Consider the following 19,833-nt stretch of genomic DNA (forward strand, 5'->3'; position numbering starts at 1 on the left):
CATGTCCACCAAGATTTCGAGCTGGCCCGCCGCAACCCCCATGTGGGTGGACCTGGGTGTTGACGACCTTCATGCCGCGAAGACTTTCTATGCAGACCTTTTTGGTTGGGAATTCGTGTCAGGTGGCGTGGAATCCGGCGACTACGTCCTGGCTCATCTGAGGGGCCGCGCCGTGGCCGGAATGGGCCCCAAACAAAATCCCGGCATGCCCACAGCCTGGACCACCTTCCTGGCCTCTGACGATGTTGACCTCACGGCGAAAAAGATCGGCACGGCCGGAGGGCAACTCCTGGCCCCGCCCTTTGATGTCATGGAGTCCGGCCGCATGGCCCTGGCCACCGACAGTGTCGGTGCGGCGTTCGGCGTCTGGCAGGCCGGCACCCACATCGGCGCTGAACGCGTCAATGAGCACGGCTCCCTGTGCTGGAATGAACTTCACACCCGCAACTATTCCGCGGCCCGCTCCTTCTACTCGGAGGTCTTCGACGTCAGCTACCAGGATGTCACCGAAGAGGGCCTGGTCTACTCCACCTTCCGCCGCCCTTCGGACGGCCGGGAAGTGGGCGGGATGCAGCACGACACCGCACTTCCAGAAAACGCGCCCAACCACTGGATGACCTGGTTCGCCAGCGATTACGTGGCGGGGACGGCAACCCGGGCCGTCGAGTTGGGCGCAACCCTGCTGGGCCCCGTGGCGGAAACCACCCTGGGCCGGATGGTGGTGGTCCGGGCGCCGCAGGGTGAAGTGTTCGGCGTCATCGACGCACCGCGGACCAGCGACTAATCAGGCTGCTGCGGGGTCCAGGGCTTCCGCGATGACCTCGTGCGCGTGGGCCGCGGCCAAGGGTGCCGCCAGACGATGAACTGCCTGGAACGTCCTCCGCACCGCCGGACCGTGCCATTCCGGCGGAAGGTAGTCGGTGGGGAGGTTTGGGTCGCGGTACGGGAACTTACGCCACATGGTGAGCATGGGAATGTAATAGCGGAAGGCGTCACGGCGCAGCTCTTCGGTGGAATCAGCCAGAGCCCTCTCGGGATCGTCGCCTACCTTCTCCGTCCATTGCTGCTCCGCACCTTCGTACAGCCCAAGGAACTCGGTGAATTGCTCATCGAGTTCCTTGAGGTCCCACCATTCCGAGATCTTGGGTCTCATGGGACCGTCAAAAACGTAGTCGCTCCGGAACAGGTCCACGAACTCAATGAGCCCCCCGGCGGTAAGCCGCTCCCGGGCTTGCTCCAGCTTGTGGGCCGGCGCGATCCACACCCCGTTGGCCACCGAACCGAACCCCAGGGCCAGCAGCGCGGAACGGAGCTGGTGACGGCGGTTGCGCATGGATTCCGGCACTGAGAAAACAGCAAGGACCCACGTGTCCACCGGGGCGGGCGGTTCCGGTGCGAAGATCCGCCGGTCGCCCTCACGGAACACATCGCTGATGGACTCGGAGATCTTGTACTTGGCGATTCCACCCTCGCGGACACTCTTCAGCACACCCTTGGCCTTGAGCCTGGAGACCGACGACCTTACGCCCGGAGCGTCATAACCGAGCGAACCCAGCATGGAGATCAGCGCAGAAACCGGCAAAGCATCGCCCGCGTTCCGGCCATAGAGGCCGAAGATCGTAACGAGCAACTGCTGGTGGCGCACCGGGGGTGCCGGGACGGCGAACATCGAAGGATCCTCATTTCCGCGCCCCCAATCAGGCGCCAGTCCAGTTCATCATAGGTGCGGTGATGGTCCCCGCCGATGTTCCGGTTCAGCCCAGCGAAAGAAGAAGGAAGAGGATTGCGAGTACCAGCGCCACAGGAGTCATGACGAAACGCTCGGGCTTGCTGCGTGAGATCGCATTCATGACGACGCCCAAGGTGAAGTAGCCGGTGAGGACCCACATGAAAACCCCGGTAAAGGATTGGTTGACCAGCACCGGCACGAGGCCGGCCTGCGCCAAAGCCGTATAGCCGAAGAGGGCGTACAGCAGGATGGAGATGATGCTTCCGATCCTCAGTTTCTGCGGCAGGACGTCATGCTGTCCGCCCCAAGCGAATCGTCCAATAGGCGCGCCAGCAACCAAAGCCACTTGGAAAACGGCCAAACAACCAAGGATTATGCACGCGAGAACCGCGTAGAGCTGCTCCACCGGCTAAGCGTAACCGCCCGGCGCCGCACCGTCCGCGAACCTGACATGAACGCGGAACGAAAAATCCATTGCGACTGGCCGCATCTTTGTAAGCATGCTTACTATAGATGGACGCTGTTCGAGGCCCCACGCCTCACAAGGTTCTTTCCGTATCAACGACAGGAAGCACATCATGGCAGGAAATCTCGTAGCCCGTTCCCTTCACGACCTCACCGCCGCGGCATGGTTCGGCGGCTCGCTGATGGGGGCCATCGGACTGAATGGTGCCGCAGCAGAAGCCAAGGATCCCACCGAGCGCACCCGCCTCTCAAGCAAAGGCTGGGGTAAATGGGCTCCCGTTCAGACAGCAGCGTTCGCCGGACACCTGGCCTCGGATCTGGCCATCGCCTGGGAGAACAAAGGCCGGATCGCCAAGCAGGACAACGTGGCCGCAAACACTGTCTACAAGACTGTGGTGACTTTGGCGGGAGCTGCCGTCACCTTGTACGCAGGTGTTGTGGGCAAGAAGGTGGATGAGCTCTCGGGCGAGGGCGCTGAGGGTGCCACCGAACCCCGCGCCGGCGCGTCTGACGAGTTGAAGGCCGCCCAGACGCAGCTGAAGGCGCTCCAGTGGGCCATTCCTGCATTCGCTGCCTGGGTGATCATCCTTGGTGCCAAGCACGGCGAGATGCAGCGGCCCAAGAACATTCTGAAGGGCCTGCGCTAGCCACCCGCCCCGCGCACCCCAGCCCGCGAAAACCCCCAGCCCCTCGCTGGGACGGCAGTAGGTGACAGTCCCAGAATCCGGCATTGTCACCTACTTCCATCCCGGCGGGGCTATTCGGTAATTCGCCCGGCACGTTCCGCCTTGACGGCGCGGACCAGATGTTCCGGCCAAGGCTGCGCCGACGTCGCGCCTTGGGGGACATACGCGGTGGTGACCGTCCCGTACGCGGCGACATCACCGGCGTCGGACGTTACCTCGAAAGCCAGCGTCAGCGAGGTTCGGCCAAGCGCACTGACCTTCACGGTGGCGGTGATGCGCTGGCCGAACCACAGTTTGGCCTTGTAATTAACCACCTGCTGGACGCGGGGAGCGCTGGGGAAATAGTCCGGCAACTCCAGCGAACGGAAGAGCTCGGCCTCCGCAGCCTCAACCCAGCGCAGGATGGCCGAGTTGTGCTGGTGTCCGGAGGCATCGGTGTCCACCCATTCCACCGTCCGCTCGACGCACGCCTCCGGAAACCTGTCCATGCTGGCTCCTAGCGGGCGCTGACGGTGGCGTCGTCGGGATCAACGTCGACGACGCCGACGGGCACCTCAGGCTGTGGTTTGGGAATCATCGCCACAGCACCGGCTGCCAGTACTGCGATGCCGGCGAAGATCGCAAAGTTGGCCTCGAAAGGCAACTTGGAGCCTGCGATCCAGCCGCCGATCAACGGCCCGGAGATGGCACCCAGACGGGCGAAGCTCAGGGCCCAGCCCGTTGCCGTGCCACGGACCTTGGCCGGGTAGTAGTCGGCGATGTACCCGGTGAGCACCAGTGACGTGGAGATGGAACCGACACCGGCGAAGGCGACGAACAGCAGGTTGACCACCATGGTGTTCGGGAAGACGAGCAGCATGATGCCCAAGCCGCCCAGAATGTAGAACACCACCAGGATGAGCTTCTTGCCGTACTTGTCTGCGGCACGGCCCAGGAGCAGGCCACCGATCGCGGAAGCAAGGCTGAAGACCAAGAGGAAGGTCAAGGAAGATCCGAGGTCATAACCGGCCTTCTTCATGATGCTTGGCAGCCAGGTGTTCAGGCCATAGACGAGGACCAGGCCGCAGAAGAGCGAGATCCAGAAGAACACCGTGGAGCGCAGGTACTTTCGCGAGAACATGGTGGTGATGGTTTTCCACCAAGGATCCGCCTGTACACCTGCTTTGGGAGCCACGGCAACAACAGGCGTGTAGTTGGAGATGTTCAGCTTGGTGGCCAGTGCCTTGGCCTCCGTCTTGCGGCCCTTGGATTCCAGGAATTCCAAGGACTCGGGGAGGAACTTCCAGATGATCGGAATCAGCACCACTGGTGCAGCGCCGATGGCGACGACGGCACGCCAGCCACCCATGGGGAGGACGAACAGGGCGGCCAGCGCAGCTGCGACGATGCCCAGTGAGTAGCCGGAGTACATGAGGCCGTAGTTGTAGGAGCGTTTGTTAGGCGCCGAGTATTCAATGGTGAGGGCCGCTGCCACCGGGATGACACCGCCCATGCCCAAACCACCGATGAGCCGGAACAGTCCGAAGAGCTCCGGTGTCGGAGCCCAAGCAGCACCGGCCTGGGTGAGCGTGAAGATGGCCATGGAGGCCAGGAGCATCTTCTTGCGTCCCACGAGGTCGCTGAGCGTACCGATGAAAAGGGCACCAATAAGCATGCCAATCAAGGCATATGAGCCCAGGCCGCCCAAGGCCAGCGGGCTGAGGTTCCATTCCTTGTACTCGGCAAGTGCCGGAAGGATAGCTCCGAGGACGCCGACGTCGTAGCCCTCGGCGAGGATCGCGAGCCAGCAGCAGAACAACACCAGGCCGGTGGTCTTCTTGGGCACGTTCCAGTTGTTGACGGGTGCGGTGGCCATGGCTACTTCACCAAGACCGATGCGGCGGCGGACTCGGGGGTCCAGCGGAGGTGGGTATTGGCCTCTTCGATGTCCGCTTCCTTCAGCAAGGACAGACGCGGACGAACGGCGTCAGTGCGGGAGCTGGGTGGTTTCCGGCGACCGGCACGGAACTGCGGGATCCAGTCAGCGCCGGGCCCTTGGTACTCCTGCTCGGCGGCGGCGTGGAGGGTCCACTGGGGATCGTAAAGGTGCGTGCGGCCCAACGCGATAAGGTCCGCGCGGCCTGCGAGGAGGATTGAGTTCACGTCGTCGTAGGTGGAGATGGCGCCGACGGCGATTACCGCCACGCCTGCCGGTACGGCCACTTCCTGACGGATGCGGTCCGCGAACGGTGTCTGGTAGCTGCGGCCGAAGGTGGGCTTCTCTTCTTTGGCGACCTGACCGGTGGAGACGTCCAAGCCGGCAGCGCCGTGTGCCACGAAGGCGCGGGCGATTGCCACGGAATCGTCGGAAGTGTTGCCACCCTCGATCCAGTCAGTCGCGGAGATGCGCACCGTCACCGGCTTACCGGCGGGCCACGCCGCGCGAACGGCGTCGAACACTTCCAGCGGGAACCGCAGCCGGTTCTCCAGGCTGCCGCCATATTCGTCGGTCCGCTTGTTGGACACCGGCGAAAGGAAGGAGGACAGCAGGTAGCCGTGGGCAGCGTGGATTTCGAGGAGGTCGAAGCCTGCCTCGTCGGCGCGGACCGTGGAAGCGACGAACTCCGCCTTGATGGCGTCCATGCCGGCGCGATCCAACTCCACGGGAGTCTGGTTCTCCGTGCTGTACGGCAGGGCTGAGGGCCCGACGGTGGTCCAGTTTCCGGACTCGAGCGGCTGGTCGATGCCTTCCCACATGAGCTTGGTGGAACCCTTGCGGCCTGAATGACCCAACTGGGCACCGATCTTGGCGGTGGAACGGCTGTGGACGAAGTCCACGATTTCCTTCCAGCTGTCACGCTGTTCGTCCGTGTACAAGCCGCTGCAGCCGGGGGTGATCCGGCCTGCTGCGGAGACGCAGACCATTTCGGTCATGACCAGGCCGGCACCGCCCAGAGCTTTGGAGCCGAGGTGGACCTTGTGGAAGTCGCCCGGGATGCCGTCCGTGGCTGAGTACATGTCCATGGGGGAGACCACAATGCGGTTCTTCAGCTCCAGCCCGCCCACACGGAACGGCTGGAACATAGCCGGAGCCACCTCTGTGAGTCCCTGGGATTCTGCGAAGTCGCGGTCCACGGCGTCAGCGAACTCCGCGTCACGCAGGCGCAGGTTTTCCTGCGTGATGCGGCGGCTGCGGGTCAGCAGGTTGAAGGCGAACTGGGTGGGGTCCTGGTCCTTGTACTGCCCGATGCGCTCGAACCATTCAAGGGATGCCTGCGCGGCACGCTGGGTGGATGCGACCACAGGCCGCCTTTCGGCTTCGTATGCCGCCAGTGCGGATTCAACATCCGGGTGCTCATGCAGGCAAGCGGCCAGCGCCAACGAGTCCTCCATGGCCAGCTTGGTGCCGGACCCGATGGAGAAGTGGGCAGTGTGGGCCGCGTCGCCCAGCAGCACTACGTTGTTGTGGCGCCAGTTCTCGTTGCGGACCGTGGTGAAGTTGATCCACTTGGAGTTATTGGTCAGGACCTCGTAGCCGTTGAGTTCCTCGGCAAAGATCTCGCGGATCTTGGCGATGGCCTTCTCATCCGAGACACCGGGAGGGAAGACCTCGTTGGCGGTCTCGTCGAAGCCCGCGGCGTGCCACACGTCCTGGTGCATTTCCACAATGAACGTGGAGCCCTCATCCGAGTAGGGGTAACCGTGGATCTGCATGACGCCCCACTCGGTTTCCTTCACGAAGAACTTGAAGGCCTCGAATACCTGGTCCGTACCAAGCCACATGAACTTGTTGGTCCGCATGTCCAGGTTTGGCTTGAACGAGTCAGCGTACTTGGCGCGAATCTGCGAGTTGATGCCGTCCGCGGCAAGAACAAGGTCATAGTTGGCTTCGAGTTCCTCAACAGCAGGAGCCAAGGTGCTGAAGCGCACGTCCACGTTCAGTTCGATGCAGCGGCGCTGCAGCAGTTCCAGCAATTCCTTGCGGCTCATGGCAGCGAAGCCCTGTCCGCCCACGGTGATCATCTGGTCACGGAAGTGGATGTCGATATCGGACCAGCGGGCGAAACGGCGGCTCATGTACTCGGCCACCACGGGATCGGCGTTGCCGATGCCGCCCAGGGTCTCATCGGAAAAGACGACGCCGAAGCCAAAGGTGTCGCTGGCAGCGTTGCGTTCCCAGAGAGTGATGTTGTGGGACGGATCCAGCTGCTTCATCAGTGCTGCGAAGTAGAGACCGCCGGGGCCGCCTCCGACAATTGCGATTTTCATGGTGTTGCTCCTTCTCAGGCCTGGCTCTGGCCGGCAGGGGTAAGTTGTTCGGTCTGGCTCGCGTTCGTGGTGGCATCCTCAGCGAGGACCTTGTCGCGGAGCTTGAAATGCTGGAGCTTGCCGCTGGGATTGCGCGGAAGTTCGGTGACGAAGCGGACGTCCCGTGGGTACTTGTACGGGGCGATGGTTTGCTTTACGAAGTCCTGGATTTCCTTGCGCTTCGCGGCGTCGCCGGTGACGCCTTCACGCAGGACAATGAACGCGCAGACGATGCTCCCGCGCTCCTCGTCCGGAACTCCGATCACGGCGTTTTCCACGACGTCAGGGTGTTGGTCGATGGCCGCCTCAACCTCTGGAGCGCCGATGTTGTAACCGGAGGAGACGATCATGTTGTCCGAGCGGGCCTGGTAGGTGAAGTAGCCGTCAGCGTCCATGGAGAACGTGTCCCCCGTGACGTTCCACCCGCGGACCACGTAATTCGCTTGGCGGGCGTCGTCCAGGTATCGGCAGCCGGTAGGGCCAATCACGGCGAGGCGGCCAATGGTGTCCGGGCCGAGTTCGTTGCCGTCGTCGTCCAGGATGGTGGCCCGGTATCCCGGCACAGCGCGGCCCGTGGTTCCCGGACGGATGTCGTCGCCGGCAGCGGATATGAACACGTGCAGCATTTCCGTGGCACCGATCCCGTTGACCAACCGCAGCCCGGTGGCCTGGTGCACGGCCTCCCACGTTTCTTTTGAAAGGTGCTCTCCGGCGGAAACGGCGATGCGCAGGCCACGGAGGAGGTCGCCGCGCTGCTCCTTCAGGATGGCGCGGTACGCAGTGGGGGCGGTGAACAGGATGGTGGCCCCGGCTTGCGAGGCGTGCTCCGCCAGTTCCACAGGTCCTGCCTTTTCGGTCAAGAGCGACGACGCCCCAAACCGGAGGGGGAAGACCACCAAACCGCCCAGCCCAAAGGTGAAGGCCAAGGGTGGCGAACCGGCGAAGACGTCCTCCGCGGTGGGCTGCAGGATGTAGCGGGCAAAGGTATCTGCGTTGGCCAGGATGTCCCGGTGGAAGTGCATGGTCACCTTGGGCACCCCGGTGGTGCCCGACGTCGGACCCAGCAAGGCAACGTCGTCGGAGGCTGTGTCCACTGCTGTGAACTTGCCGCTCTTATGCTCGCAGCGGGAGGCGAGGTCGCCGTCGTCGTCGAATCCGTTACCGGCGCCGTACGTCAGGACGGTGAGGTCGTCCCCGGCAGCAATGGCGAGCTCATCCACAAACCGGTGGTCCGAAATGGCGACCGTCGGCTTTGTGAGTTGGATGAGCGTGGCCACCTCGGTGGAGCGCAGCATGGGCATGGTGGTGACCACTACGCCGCCGGCCTTCAGAACGCCCAGCCATGCAGCAACGATCCACGGATTGTTGGGGCCGCGCAGGAGCACGCGGTTTCCGGGAACAACACCGAGGTCCTCGGTGAGGACCTGGGCCACCTGGTTGGATCGCTTCTGGAGCTGACCGTAGGTCCAGACCGAGCCGTCGGGGGTCCACAGGGCCGGGCGGTCCGCGCCGAACTGGTCGACAGCGTCGTCGATCAGCACAGCGGCAGCGTTGAGCCGTTCCGGGTAGTGGAGTTCGGGGAGGGTGAATTCAAGCGCAGGCCAGGTATCGGCGGGCGGCAGGTGGTCGCGGGTGAACGTGTCCACGTGGGCCGATGGCAACATGCTCATGGCCGTTCCTTTCAGTGGTGCGTCGTTGAAGCTGATGGTTGGGGAGGTAGAAAACTCTTTAGGCGCCGGCGCGGATCATGCCCTCCTGGGCCACGGTGGCGAGGAGCCTTCCTTGCAGGTCGAAGAAGCGGCCCATGGCAAGGCCCCGGTTGCTCTGGCCGGAGATGGCCTCCTGGGCATATAGGACCCATTCGTCCGCACGCCCGTCCCGGTGGAACCACATGGAGTGGTCAAGGCTGGCGGTGGCGAGCCCGGGGCTGGACCAGTTCAGTCCGTTGACCCGGAGCAGCGGCTCCAAAATCGTGTAATCGCAGACGTAGGCGAGGGCCGCGCGGTGGAGGTCGGCGTCGTCGGGCAGGGCGTCAAAGGCTTTGACCCAAATGGCTTGCTGAGGCACCGCACCGCCTTCTAGCTCGATGTATACCGGGCCGGGAATATGCCGCATATCGAAGCTCCGACCCGTGGACCAATAGTCTGCGGCCGCTCCCTCGGTCCCGTCCAGCGCTTTCGCTGCCGTCCGCAGCGATTCAGGCTCGACGGCGGCAGGCGCCTCAGGCTGGAAGTCCGGCCCGTCCTCGGGAACCTGGAAGGAACCCATCGCGGCATACACGGGCTTGCCGTTCTGGAAGCCGCGAACGGTGCGGGTGGAGTACCCGCGGCCGTCCCTCAGGCGCTCCACTTCGTACCGGACACTGGAACCGATATCCACCGGACGCATGAAGTAGCTGTGCATCGAATGCAGAGTTCTGTCAGCATCAACGGACCGCATCATTGCGGCCGCTGCCTGTGCCACCATGTCTCCACCGTAGGCTTTTGGCCACGGCACGTACTGGGTGGTTGCTTCATACGCTTCATCGAATACTTCGGCCGTTGCCGGCGTGAGCTCGATGGCCTTCAGGAAGGTCTCCGACGTTAGGGTTCCAGTGATCATGGCTTAGGCCCGGCGGTAGTCGGCGAGGGTTTCGTCGGCAACGTCTTCGAGGTTGACCACGAGGTTCTCCGGCGTACGCGCGGTGAGCCAGACCAGTTCTTCCGTGACGGACATGTTGGCTTCTACGTGGGGCATGAAGGGCGGCACGAACACCCAGTCGCCGGCCTTCATGTCGATGAACTCCGAGTAGTCCTCGCCGAAGTAGATGCGGCCGTGGCCCCGGAGCACGTAACCGCCGGTTTCGGCCTCACCGTGGTGGTGCGGCAGTGAGCGGTATCCGGGGGTGTTGGATACCTGGCCGAACCAGATCTTGGTTGCCGGAGTGTGCTGGATGCTCACACCGGAGACGCGGATGCAGTCACCGGACTGGGCGGTATTGGTGTCTTCGGCGCCGGCGCGGGTGACAACGGGGACAACCTTGCCGTCAGCCTGGGCATAGATGGAGTTGTCGCCTTCGAGGCGGTATTCGGTGGTGGTCTGGCTCATGGGTTTGTCTCCTTTGGTGTGGTGTGACGTTTCTTAGGCGGGGACTGCGACAGGCGCGTGGATCCGGAACGTGTTTTCCAGCCGGCCGATCCCGTCGATCTCGGTGGCGAGGACGTCTCCGTCCTTGAGGAAGCGGGGCGGGGTCATCCCCATACCCACTCCCCCGGGCGTGCCCGTGAGGACAAGGTCGCCAGGACGCAGGATGGTGAACTGCGAAATGTAGGACAAGAGCTGCGCCGGGCCGAACACCAAGGTGCTGGTGTTTCCGTGCTGGACGAGCTCTCCGTTGACGTACCCACGGACGTTGAAGCCCTCGACGTCATGGGGGCCGGATTCATCCGCAGTGACCATGACCGGCCCTACCGGAGTGGTGCCGTCCCAGGCTTTACCTTGGAACCACTGCAGCGTCCGGCTCTGCCAGTCGCGCATGGAGACATCGTTGGCCACGGTGTACCCGGCGATGGCCTCACGGGCCCGGTCTTCATCGGCGCGGAACAGTTCAGAACCCACGACGACGGCGAGCTCGGCTTCCCAGTCGACGCGGCCGCTGCCGTGGACTTCCACAGCGTCGTTTGCGCCCACCAGGGTGTCCGCGTACTTGGCGAACAGCGTGGGGTACTCCGGAAGGTCGCGGCCCATTTCCTGGATGTGGTCCCCATAGTTCAGGCCGCAGCAGATGACCTTGCCGGCCCGGGGAAGAAGTGGGGCGAGGTCCGCGTCAGCTGCTGCTATCACGGTCTGGTCCGTGGATGCTGCGGACTCTTCCACCACAGCACGCCACTCCGGCTGGGCCAGGAGCGCCCCGACGTCTGTGGCGGGCAGCGCGAGGTAAGAGTCGGCGCCCGTGGCGAGTGCCGCCGTCGTACCTCCGTTGGCCGTGCGCAAGGTGGCGAGTTTCATTGCAGGTTCCCTTCGAGTTTTACGATGTGTCGACTTTTTTACGATCGTCACATATGCTCAACGTAGCACGGCGGAAATGATCTGCACAGAGGCTTTCCAAAAGTTTTTGCAGTTGCCACAACGAGGAGGAACAGCATGAGCCACCAGACGATCAACCCGGAATCGCTGCCCAAGCCATCAGGCTTCGCGCACGGCATTCTTGCCGGCAACACAGTTTTCCTGGGTGGACAGACGGCCCTGGACAAGAACATGAACATTGTTCCCGGCGGCATCGTGGAGCAGTTCACGCAGGCCTTCTCCAACGTGATCACCACGCTGCGTGAAGCCGGTGGAGAACCCGAGGATTTGGTCAACGTGACCATTTACCTCACGGACGTGGACGACTACATGGCCAACGGCCGCGAAATCGGACGCATCTGGCGGGAGATGGCGGGATCGAAGTATCCGGCAATGGCTGGCATCGGTGTCACACGGCTGTGGCAGAAGGAGGCCCTGATCGAAATCCAGGGCATCGCGGTCATTCCCGAGCGCTGAGCCTCTGGCCGTACCGGGCGCCTGTGGTGAACCATGTCCCTATGGGAACTGTCACCGAATACTTGGAGAGCGTCGCTGCGGGCAATCGCGTCATTCTTGAACGGATTGTGGGGATCGCCCGCGAGCTCGCACCGGAGGCCGAGGAAGGCGTCAGCTACGGGATGCCCGCGCTGCTGGTTGATGGCAAGGGCTTCCTGAGCGTGCAGGAAACCAAAAAGCACCTGGCACTGTATCCGTTCAGTGGGCAGATCCTGCCCGAGATGTCGGAAGAGCTGGGCGGCTACTCATGGTCGCCGGGGACGCTGCGGTTTTCGGCGGACAACCCCGTCCCGGACTCGCTGGTGCGGCGGATCCTGGAGACGCGGCTGGCTTCGATCCGGAAGTAGGTCGTGACGGCCTAGTGCTTCGCCGAGACGTCCTGCGAGATGGCGTTGGCCGTGGCCACCACTTCCTGCCGCACTGCATCGAGGTACTTCTCCGGATCCGGCTGGGCTGCTACCGCCTGGGCCTGAAGGGACACGTTGATCGCAGCCACATTATCGCCGTTGTTGTGGTTCCACACCGGCGCGGCGATGGACATCAGCCCGATCTCCAGCTCCTGGTCCAGCAGGCACCAGCCTTGCGTACGGACGCGTTCGACGGCGGCCCTCAGGTCGGGGACGCTGGCGACGGTTCGCGGCGTGAGCGGGGTGAGTTCCGCCGTCGTGAGGTAAGCCTCCAGCTTGGCCTGCGGCAGGCCGGCGAGCAAGACACGGCCCATGGAGGTGGCGTAAGCGGGGAAGCGGGTGCCGACCGTGATGCCGACATTCATAATCCTGCGGGTGGCGACACGGGCCACGTAGAAGATGTCCGGTCCGTCCAGGACCGCGGCGGACGTGGACTCCCCCAGTTTCAGGCTCAGCTGCTCCAGGTGCGGCTGGGCCAACTGCGGCAGGGACAGCGCCGACAGGTAGGAGTAGCCAAGCTGCAGCACCTTGGCCGTGAGGGCGAAGGTCTTGCCGTCGGTGCGGACGTAGCCGAGCTCCACCAGGGTGTGCAGGAACCTCCGGGCCGTGGCGCGCGTCAGGTCAGTACGGGCGGCGACTTCGCTGAGGGTCATCACCGGGTTGTTCGCATCGAACGCCCGGATCACTGCGAGACCCCGGGCCAACGACTGGACGTACTGGTCGCTGGCCTGCGGGGTAACTGCGGAGTCGGTCATGGTTACCAATCCTAGGGTGCGTTGCGGGCCCCGCAACGAGAGGGCCGAACTTGCGGGGCCTACTCTGCAGGGTTAGCACCCCGGAGACCCTGCGCAGCGGGCCTCGCAACGAGGAGCCCGAATTTGCGGGGCCTGCTCTGCCTTTGTTAGGCCGACTTTTTCAACGGCAGCGGTACGAGCTCCTGGATTTCTTCGAAAGTGCAGCCGAACGTCTCGCGGACGGTGACGCCGTCGGGGCCTGTCAGGAACACAGCTTTGTCTGTGTACACGCGGGTCACGCAGCCGACGCCGGTCAGCGGGTAGGTGCACTGCTCCACGAGCTTGGACACGCCCTCGCGCGTCAACAAAGTCATCATCACGAAGACGTCCTTGGCTCCTGTTGCCAGGTCCATTGCGCCGCCGACGGCCGGGATGGCGTCCGGGGCGCCGGTGTGCCAGTTGGCGAGATCGCCGGTGGCGGAGACCTGGAAGGCGCCGAGGACGCAGATGTCCAGGTGCCCGCCACGCATGATCGCGAACGAGTCTGCGTGGTGGAAGTACGAGGCACCGGGCAGCTCGGTGACGGGGATCTTGCCGGCGTTGATTAAGTCACCATCGACGTCACCGCCCTCAGCTGCCGGGCCCATGCCGAGCATCCCGTTCTCCGTGTGGAGGGTGATGTTTTGTTCCTCGGTGAGGTAGTTGGACACGAGCGTGGGCTGGCCGATGCCCAGGTTCACGAAGGAACCCGGGGCGATGTCGCGGGCCACCAGCTGGGCGAGTTCGTCGCGGCCCAGCGGCTTCTCGGACGTCTGGATGCTTGTCTGGGTGCTCATGCTCAGGCCACCTTTTCTTTTGTTCCGGCAGAATCGACGCGGACCACACTGTTGACGTAAATGCCCGGGGTCACTACGTTTTCCGGATCCAGGGAACCGGTGGGCACGATCTCCGAGACCTGCACAATCGTGTGCTTGGCCGCGGCAGCCATGATGGGCCCGAAGTTCCGGGCGGTCTTGCGGTACACGAGGTTGCCCTTGCCGTCGGCCTTGAGTGCCTTGATGAGGGCAACGTCGGCGTGGATCGGTGTCTCGAACACCTGCCACTTTCCGTCCAGCAACCGGGTTTCCTTGCCCTCTGCCAGGGTGGTGCCGTAGCCGGTGGGCGTGAAGAACCCGCCGATTCCGGCGCCGGCTGCGCGGATGCGTTCGGCCAGGTTGCCCTGTGGGACCAGTTCCAGCTCGATCTCGCCGGCGTGGAACTTGGCGTCGAAGTGCCAGGAATCGGGCTGCCGAGGGAAGGAGCAGATCATCTTGCGGACCCGGCCTTCCTTGATCAGCAACGCGAGGCCTTGGTCGCCCTGGCCGGCGTTGTTGTTGACCACGGTCAGGTCCTTGGCACCGCAATCCATCAGGGCGTCTATGAGTTCGAACGGCTGCCCGGCGTTGCCGAAGCCGCCGATCATCACTGTGGATCCGTCCTTGATGCCGGCGACTGCCTCGCCAACAGTGTCAATGAAATTCAACATGACCAGCCCTTTCTATGCCGACGCGCCGGCAGTGACGTTTTCGAGCACCACGGCCAGTCCTTGGCCCACGCCGATGCAGATCGCTGCAACGCCCCAGCGCTGCCCGGAAGCCTGCAAGGAACGGGCCAGCGTGCCAAGGATGCGGGTACCGGAGGCACCCAGCGGGTGGCCCATCGCGATCGCACCGCCATGGCGGTTCACGATTGCGGGGTCGATCCCCCACGCGTCAACGCACGCCAGCGACTGCGCGGCGAACGCCTCGTTAAGTTCGACGGCGCCCACCCGGTCCCAGCCGATGCCCGCCTTAGCGAGGGCCTTGTTCGCCGCTTCAACCGGGGCGTACCCGAAGAACTGGGGATCATTGCCATGCGCACCACGGCCGGCAATGCGGGCGAGGGGCTCCAGGCCCAGCATCCCAGCAGCCGCTTCCGAACCGATCCACGCAGCCGACGCACCATCAGACAACGGCGAGGCATTCCCGGCGGTGACCGTACCGCCGTCGGGCCCCGACGACTCAGGCCGGAACACGGTCTTCAGCCCAGCCAGCTTCTCCGCCGATGATCCGGCACGGATGCCCTCATCACGGACCAGATCAGTGCCCGGAACCTGCGACACCAAAGAATCGTAGAAGCCTTCGTTCCACGCAGCGTCGGCCAGATTGTGCGAATCAGCCGCAAAAGCATCCTGCCGCTCCCGGGTGATCCCGTACTTCTCGCGCAGCCGCTCTGTGGCCTCGCCCAGTGAGATGGTCCAGTCCTTGTTCATCGCCGGGTTCACCAAACGCCAACCCAGCGTGGTGGAAGCCAGGGTCATGTCCCCCGCCGGGTACGGCTTGGAGGTCTTCGGCAGCACCCACGGCGCGCGGGACATGGACTCGGCCCCGCCAACGAGCATGAGTTCGGCATCGCCTGCGTTGATCTGGCGGGAAGCAATGATCGCCGCATCCAAGGAGGAACCGCAGAGACGGTTCACCGTCGTGCCCGGAATCGACACGGGCAGACCGGCAAGCAGGGTAGCCATGCGGGCCACGTTGCGGTTCTCCTCGCCTGCACCGTTGGCGTTGCCGAACACCACCTCGTCGATCCGCTCAACATCCAGCCCCGGCGCCCGGCGAACAGACTCACGGACCACATGGGCGGCAAGGTCATCGGGACGGACAGCGGCAAGGCCGGAGCCGAACTTGCCAAAGGGCGTGCGCACGGCGTCGTACACAAAAGCCTGGTTCATGGGTTTCTCTTTCGTTCTTCCCACCTGGGTGGGGGACTTAGTTGGGTTCGTTGGCGTCCAGGTCAGCGAATACTTTCTGGGCCGTCTTGAAGGCCGAATTGGCCGACGGAACACTGCAATAAATGGCGGTCTGCAGCAGGATTTCCTTGATCTCGTCCCTGCTGAGGCCGTTGTTGAGGGCCGCCCGGACGTGCATGGCGAGCTCCTCCCAGTGACCGTGGGCCACCAGTGCTGTGAGGGTGACCGCGGATCGCATTTGCCGGCTGAGGCCGGGTCGCGTCCAGATGCCACCCCAGGCGATCCTGGTGATCATGTCCTGGTAGTCCTCGGTAAAGGAATCCTTGGTGGCGTTGGCCCGGTCCACGTGCGCATCGCCCAGCACTTCCCGGCGGACCACCATGCCGGCGTCGTAAATGTCCTGGGCGGTAGCGTCGGGCTGTACGGCGCCGTTGTGGTCGGAAGTAGTCACAGTCCGTTCTCCTTCATGAAGGTGCGCATCAATTCCGCCACGGCGGCGGGCGCCTCGGCGGGGGCGAGGTGGGCGACGCCGTCGAGCGCTACAGCCCGGGCGGTACCGCCGCCTGCGGTAATACCGGCGGCAACAGCTTCGGCGAACGACGGCGGAGCAACAGAATCTTCGACGCCGGCGATCGCCAGCGTGGGGACGGTGATGCTGCCGAGCTGCTCGCGGACGTCGAACGAGGCCAGGGCTTCGCAGCAGAACGAGTAGCCGAAGCGGTCGGCGTCGCGCAGGGCGTGCAGGAGGCGACTGCTGATGTCCGGCTGGCGGTCCATGAATCCGGGCGCAAACCAACGCTCCGCGGAGCCTTGGATCATCACAGGCGTGCCCAGTTTGCGGACGGTCTCCGCGCGTTCCAGCCAGCCTTCCGGGGTGCCGAGCTTGGCACCGGTGCACTGGACAGACAGGCTGCGGAGGCGGTCGCCGTGCTTGATCCCAAGCTGCAGGCCGGTGGCCCCGCCCAAGGAGACACCGGCGTAATGGAACGTTCCGCCCGGCGAAACAGAGTCGACAAGATCGACGACGGCGTCCGCCAGTTCCGCAACTTCGAAACCTTCGGTGGTGGTCGGCGAGATGCCGTGGCCGGGGAGGTCCCAGCCGATGACGTCGTACTCGTCGCCCAGGAGGGCAGCGGTTTCCGTCCACAGCACAGTGGAGGTGCCCAGCGACGGGCCCACCACCAGGAGCGGCTTCGCTCCCAGTTCGCGCTGCGGGGAGAGCAGCACGGCCTTGACAGTTGGCTTAGCCACGAGTGGCTCCCTTCGATGAGGCTTCGATCCCTTTACTGGGCGCTGCAAAGTGCGGGTACGCGGCGAGGATACGGCGGCTGATCTCACGCGCTTCGCCAAGGTAGCTCGCCGGATCCAGCAGCGCCTCAAGTCCGGCGTCCGAGAGTTGGTCCGCCGGAACGGTTTCGCGCAGCAGTTTGGTGTAAATGCGGGTCTGTTCGGCGGCGGGCGCCTTCAAGGTTTCGTCGACGACGGCCTGCAGCTTCTGCTTTCCTTCCTCACCCAGGAGCGGTGCGACGGCGGCCACCACCCCTTCGCTGAGGAGCAGCGGTCCCGAGATGTCGAGGTTCCGGCGCATTGCGTCGGGGAAGACCCGGAGGCCGTCTGCGAGTTCGCGGAGGTGTCCCGCAGCGCCCATGGCCAGGGCGAGCAACTGGCGCAGGGCCGGCCATTCACTATGCCAGGCGCCGTCCGGCCGCTCGTCGTTGAAAGTTGCAGCCGCGAGATGGAGTTGCGATGCCAGGCCGGGAGCCTGCAACGCCGCACTGCGGATCAGCACCGACAAGACAGGGTTCTGCTTCTGCGGCATGGCCGAGGAAACTCCGCGTCCGGCCGCCAACGGTTCGCCAAGTTCGCCGACTTCCGGGCGGCTCAGGAACAGCAGGTCGGCAGCAATCTTGCCGAAAGAATCGATCAGTGCAGCGAGCCCGTCGCCGAGGGCAGTGATCGCGAGGCGGTTGGTGTGCCACGGGGCGGGGGCGGGTGCGAGGCCCAGTGCGGCGGCCAGTGCATCGGCCAGTGTGAACGGCGTCGCGGCCGATCCGGCAGTCAGCTTGGTACCCGAGGCCAGCGTTCCACCAGCCCCACCAAACTGCACCGGCAACTCCAGGGATTCCAACCGCTCAGCAGCAGCGGCCACGCCCTGGAACCACTGGGCGGCCTTGAGCCCGAAGGTGTACGGAAGCGCATGCTGCGTCAGGCTCCTGCCCACGCACAGCGTGTCCGCATATTGCTCCGCCAAGGTAGCCAGCGCCGTCGTCGTGCCCTTGGCCTCTGCCAGCAACGCCGTAACGGTGCGGCTGGCGAGCAGCATGAGCGCGGAGTCGAGGACGTCCTGGCTGGTCAGCGAGGTGTGGACAGCGGAATTCGCGCCAACGCCGGCGGTATCCAACTCCCGGACCCGGGCCCGCAGATCACCGAGCAAGGGGATGACCGGGTTTCCGCCACCCTGGGCGCGTTCCGCTACCGAAAGAACGTCGTAAGAACCGGCATCGGCGGCTTCGGCCACCACGGCGGCGGATCCTGCGGGAGCCAGTCCCGCCTCCTCAAGGACGGCAGCCCAGGAGGCTTCGACGTCGAGGATTGCCGTGATCACGGCACGGTCGCCCGTCAGCGCCGCCACAGTGGGCGAGGCCGAGACGGGGCTGAGGAGGCCGAAGTCGCCGTTGGTCATGCCTGGTCCGTCGCCAGATCCAGCGAGCCGTCCTGCTGGAAATCCAGGAAGACGGTCTCGTCGCCACCCTGCAGGCGGATGTCCCAGGTGAGGCCACCGTCAGGATCGCGGCGGGCGATGAGCGTCTTGCGGCGCTCCGGGTCCAGGGAGCTCAGCAAAGGATCGTTGGCCAGGGCTTCCTCGTTCTCCGGCAGGTAGACGCGGGTGAAGAGGCGGTTCATGAGGCCACGGGCAAACACGGCCACGGAGATGAACGGTGCTGCGCCGGGTGCCGTAGGGCCGGGGTTGACGGTGGTGAACGTGTAGACGCCGGAGTTGCCCACGGAGCCACGGCCCCACCCGGTGAAGGTGTAGCCGTCGCGGACCAGGGAACCGGTGCGCTGGACGATGTTGCCGTCGGAATCCGGCTGCCAGATTTCCAGGATGGCGTCCGGAATGGCATCACCGGCGCCGTCGTACACGGTGCCTTGGAGGCGGATGCTGCCGGGGCTGCCGGGAGCCAGGAGTTCGTTGTCCTTGTTAAAGGGGAGGGCGTAGCCGTAGAAGGGTCCTACGGTCTGGCCCGGTGTGGGTGCCAGCTTGCTCATGCGCTTACTCCTCGTCCCCGGCGTCGCCGTATGCTTCGTTTTCGGTCCAGGTGCGCTTGGAACCGGTCAGGATGATGTCCCACTTGTAGCCGAGGGCCCACTCGGGGCTGGTGAGCTCGTGGTCGTACTGGGCCACCAGGCGGTCGCGGGCATCCTGGTCCACGATGGACTGGTAGATGGGATCCAGCGGGAAGAGCTGGTCGCCCGGGAAGTACATCTGGGTGACGATCCGCTGGGTGAACTCCGAGCCGAACATGGAGAAGTGGATGTGCGCCGGGCGCCAGGCGTTCAGGTGGTTCTTCCACGGGTAGGCGCCGGGCTTGATGGTGGTGAAGCTGTACGAGCCGTCGTCACCGGTGATGCACCGGCCGACGCCGGTGAAGTTCGGGTCCAGCGGTGCGGGGTGCTGGTCGCGCTTGTGGATGTAGCGGCCTGATGCATTGGCCTGCCAGATCTCCACCAGCTGGCCCGCCACCGGACGGCCATCACCATCGAGTACGCGGCCGGATACGATGATGCGCTCACCCTGCGGTTCGCCGTTGTGCTGGATGGTCAGGTCGGATTCCAGGGCGTGCACGTCCTGGTGTCCGAATGCCGGCGAGTAAAGCTCAATGGTCTCCGGGTCCGCGTGGTGCAGGCTCTTGGTGGGATGGCGCAGGATGCTGCTGCGGTACGGCGCGTAATCCAGCCGCGGCATGGTCTCCGGTCCCTTGCCGTTCTTCAACGCCTCGGCGTAGCGGTCCCCGATGCCCTTGATCTCAGCACTGAGATCCGCTTGGGTTTCCACCTTCTTGGCTGGATGGGCGGCATTTGCGGCGTGTGGCTCAGCGGGCGGCACGAGTTCCTCGGATTCGAGCGCCTGTGCTGTCTGTTCTTGCGGCACGGCCGGCTCCTTTCGGTTGGTGGGTTCTCTTGGGTTTGCGGG

The 19,833-nt window shown here is 64.4% G+C and carries 22 protein-coding genes; 4 read left to right on the top strand and 18 right to left on the bottom strand.

What is annotated here, in order from left to right:
- Nucleotide 1 precedes the first annotated feature (1 nt).
- On the top strand, nucleotides 2-784 hold the full coding sequence (locus AYX22_RS21345) for a VOC family protein (protein ID WP_207595454.1): 783 nt from the start codon (nucleotides 2-4) through the stop codon (nucleotides 782-784).
- Here the strand turns inward: AYX22_RS21345 and AYX22_RS21350 are convergent, their stop codons facing one another.
- Together AYX22_RS21350 and AYX22_RS21355 are read right to left on the bottom strand one after the other, a co-directional pair.
- On the bottom strand, nucleotides 785-1,669 hold the full coding sequence (locus tag AYX22_RS21350; protein WP_207595455.1) for a PaaX family transcriptional regulator C-terminal domain-containing protein: 885 nt from the start codon (nucleotides 1,667-1,669) through the stop codon (nucleotides 785-787).
- An 85-nt stretch (nucleotides 1,670-1,754) separates the two neighbouring features.
- Complete coding sequence (locus AYX22_RS21355) at nucleotides 1,755-2,090, bottom strand: hypothetical protein (protein WP_242703444.1); 336 nt, start codon at nucleotides 2,088-2,090, stop codon at nucleotides 1,755-1,757.
- A 217-nt stretch (nucleotides 2,091-2,307) separates the two neighbouring features.
- Here AYX22_RS21355 and AYX22_RS21360 point away from each other — a divergent pair, with 217 nt between their 5' ends.
- Nucleotides 2,308-2,841 carry a hypothetical protein gene (locus tag AYX22_RS21360; protein ID WP_089596882.1) on the top strand — a complete coding sequence of 178 codons (534 nt, stop codon included), beginning with the start codon at nucleotides 2,308-2,310 and terminating at the stop codon, nucleotides 2,839-2,841.
- Nucleotides 2,842-2,951: 110 nt separating this feature from the next.
- Here the strand turns inward: AYX22_RS21360 and AYX22_RS21365 are convergent, their stop codons facing one another.
- The 7 genes from AYX22_RS21365 to AYX22_RS21395 are packed head-to-tail and all read right to left on the bottom strand — an operon-like array spanning nucleotide 2,952 to nucleotide 11,154.
- On the bottom strand, nucleotides 2,952-3,368 hold the full coding sequence (locus AYX22_RS21365) for a thioesterase family protein (protein WP_207595457.1): 417 nt from the start codon (nucleotides 3,366-3,368) through the stop codon (nucleotides 2,952-2,954).
- 8 nt (nucleotides 3,369-3,376) lie between these two features.
- The gene (locus AYX22_RS21370) at nucleotides 3,377-4,735 is read right to left on the bottom strand and encodes an aromatic acid/H+ symport family MFS transporter (protein ID WP_207595458.1); all 1,359 of its coding nucleotides are present in this window, start codon (nucleotides 4,733-4,735) and stop codon (nucleotides 3,377-3,379) included.
- 2 nt (nucleotides 4,736-4,737) lie between these two features.
- Complete coding sequence (locus AYX22_RS21375; RefSeq protein ID WP_207595459.1) at nucleotides 4,738-7,128, bottom strand: bifunctional salicylyl-CoA 5-hydroxylase/oxidoreductase; 2,391 nt, start codon at nucleotides 7,126-7,128, stop codon at nucleotides 4,738-4,740.
- A gap of 14 nt (nucleotides 7,129-7,142) precedes the next feature.
- Nucleotides 7,143-8,837, bottom strand: a complete 1,695-nt coding sequence (locus AYX22_RS21380) for an AMP-binding protein (RefSeq protein WP_207595460.1) — start codon at nucleotides 8,835-8,837, stop codon at nucleotides 7,143-7,145.
- A gap of 58 nt (nucleotides 8,838-8,895) precedes the next feature.
- The gene (locus AYX22_RS21385) at nucleotides 8,896-9,768 is read right to left on the bottom strand and encodes an acyl-CoA thioesterase domain-containing protein (RefSeq protein ID WP_207595461.1); all 873 of its coding nucleotides are present in this window, start codon (nucleotides 9,766-9,768) and stop codon (nucleotides 8,896-8,898) included.
- 3 nt (nucleotides 9,769-9,771) lie between these two features.
- A complete protein-coding gene (locus tag AYX22_RS21390; protein ID WP_207595462.1) occupies nucleotides 9,772-10,254 on the bottom strand; it encodes a cupin domain-containing protein in 483 nt (160 codons plus the stop codon).
- A 33-nt stretch (nucleotides 10,255-10,287) separates the two neighbouring features.
- Nucleotides 10,288-11,154: a fumarylacetoacetate hydrolase family protein gene (locus AYX22_RS21395; protein ID WP_207595463.1), complete on the bottom strand. Its 867-nt coding sequence runs from the start codon at nucleotides 11,152-11,154 to the stop codon at nucleotides 10,288-10,290.
- Between the two features lie 135 nt (nucleotides 11,155-11,289).
- Between AYX22_RS21395 and AYX22_RS21400 the strand changes: the two genes are divergently transcribed.
- A complete protein-coding gene (locus tag AYX22_RS21400) occupies nucleotides 11,290-11,688 on the top strand; it encodes a RidA family protein (protein WP_207595464.1) in 399 nt (132 codons plus the stop codon).
- A gap of 41 nt (nucleotides 11,689-11,729) precedes the next feature.
- On the top strand, nucleotides 11,730-12,074 hold the full coding sequence (locus AYX22_RS21405) for a DUF1801 domain-containing protein (RefSeq protein WP_207595465.1): 345 nt from the start codon (nucleotides 11,730-11,732) through the stop codon (nucleotides 12,072-12,074).
- An 11-nt stretch (nucleotides 12,075-12,085) separates the two neighbouring features.
- Here AYX22_RS21405 and AYX22_RS21410 read toward each other — a convergent pair whose 3' ends face one another.
- The 9 genes from AYX22_RS21410 to pcaH form a co-directional block, all read right to left on the bottom strand.
- On the bottom strand, nucleotides 12,086-12,889 hold the full coding sequence (locus AYX22_RS21410; RefSeq protein WP_207595466.1) for an IclR family transcriptional regulator C-terminal domain-containing protein: 804 nt from the start codon (nucleotides 12,887-12,889) through the stop codon (nucleotides 12,086-12,088).
- 146 nt (nucleotides 12,890-13,035) lie between these two features.
- Nucleotides 13,036-13,704 (bottom strand): 3-oxoacid CoA-transferase subunit B, encoded by a 669-nt coding sequence (locus AYX22_RS21415; protein WP_207595467.1) that lies wholly within the window; start codon nucleotides 13,702-13,704, stop codon nucleotides 13,036-13,038.
- 2 nt (nucleotides 13,705-13,706) lie between these two features.
- Nucleotides 13,707-14,393: a 3-oxoacid CoA-transferase subunit A gene (locus tag AYX22_RS21420; protein WP_207595468.1), complete on the bottom strand. Its 687-nt coding sequence runs from the start codon at nucleotides 14,391-14,393 to the stop codon at nucleotides 13,707-13,709.
- 12 nt (nucleotides 14,394-14,405) lie between these two features.
- Complete coding sequence (locus AYX22_RS21425) at nucleotides 14,406-15,620, bottom strand: thiolase family protein (protein ID WP_207595469.1); 1,215 nt, start codon at nucleotides 15,618-15,620, stop codon at nucleotides 14,406-14,408.
- A 37-nt stretch (nucleotides 15,621-15,657) separates the two neighbouring features.
- A complete protein-coding gene (gene pcaC / locus AYX22_RS21430) occupies nucleotides 15,658-16,089 on the bottom strand; it encodes a 4-carboxymuconolactone decarboxylase (protein WP_207595470.1) in 432 nt (143 codons plus the stop codon).
- Nucleotides 16,086-16,889 carry an alpha/beta fold hydrolase gene (locus AYX22_RS21435; protein WP_207595471.1) on the bottom strand — a complete coding sequence of 268 codons (804 nt, stop codon included), beginning with the start codon at nucleotides 16,887-16,889 and terminating at the stop codon, nucleotides 16,086-16,088. Before AYX22_RS21435 ends, pcaC begins: the two co-directional genes overlap by 4 nt.
- Nucleotides 16,882-18,321: a lyase family protein gene (locus tag AYX22_RS21440; protein WP_207595472.1), complete on the bottom strand. Its 1,440-nt coding sequence runs from the start codon at nucleotides 18,319-18,321 to the stop codon at nucleotides 16,882-16,884. The genes AYX22_RS21435 and AYX22_RS21440 overlap by 8 nt, the downstream gene beginning before the upstream one ends.
- A complete protein-coding gene (pcaG, locus tag AYX22_RS21445; protein ID WP_207595473.1) occupies nucleotides 18,318-18,908 on the bottom strand; it encodes a protocatechuate 3,4-dioxygenase subunit alpha in 591 nt (196 codons plus the stop codon). The genes AYX22_RS21440 and pcaG overlap by 4 nt, the downstream gene beginning before the upstream one ends.
- A gap of 4 nt (nucleotides 18,909-18,912) precedes the next feature.
- Nucleotides 18,913-19,791: a protocatechuate 3,4-dioxygenase subunit beta gene (gene pcaH / locus AYX22_RS21450; RefSeq protein ID WP_207595474.1), complete on the bottom strand. Its 879-nt coding sequence runs from the start codon at nucleotides 19,789-19,791 to the stop codon at nucleotides 18,913-18,915.
- Nucleotides 19,792-19,833 lie beyond the last annotated feature (42 nt).

It is taken from the genome of Arthrobacter sp. D5-1 (assembly GCF_017357425.1).
In the GTDB taxonomy this organism is placed as follows: domain Bacteria; phylum Actinomycetota; class Actinomycetes; order Actinomycetales; family Micrococcaceae; genus Arthrobacter.